Origin of the sequence: Nostoc sp. CCY0012 (assembly GCF_963920855.1) — a bacterium.
Classification (GTDB): domain Bacteria; phylum Cyanobacteriota; class Cyanobacteriia; order Cyanobacteriales; family Nostocaceae; genus Cyanocohniella.
In genome coordinates this window covers 1-333 of the sequence record NZ_CAWUDM010000260.1, presented here as the reverse complement: position 1 = coordinate 333, position 333 = coordinate 1, and the positions used below count along the sequence as shown (strand labels likewise).

1 pseudogene is annotated in these 333 nt (G+C 42.0%); it reads left to right on the top strand.

From position 1 onward, the window contains the following. A pseudogene (locus ACM0OS_RS29055) lies at nucleotides 1-293 on the top strand (hypothetical protein); the annotation flags it as partial. Between the last annotated feature and the right edge of the window lie 40 nt (nucleotides 294-333).

Here is a 333-nt window from a genome sequence, read left to right as displayed (position 1 = left end):
CATCTAAAACGGGTGAAAACCAACGTCATCAATACCAGATGAACTACACCCAAATTCGAGGCTATCTCGATGCTCATCTAGCAGGTATAGACCAACAAACCTCATTACTTGAACAATCCCATAGACCGGAAATTAAGCAAATAGCAGCAGATGAAGCGCACGAAATGCGGGAATTAAACGAGGGATTGAATAAAGGAGATCGCGCTCGTTATGACCTCATCCCTGAGAAAGACTACCAAACACCAGGATTAAAAGCTAAGTTACTCCAACTGAAAACCGCTTTAGGATTCTAAACAATAAAATTCCCCAGGTAATAGCATCCTGGGGAACAAA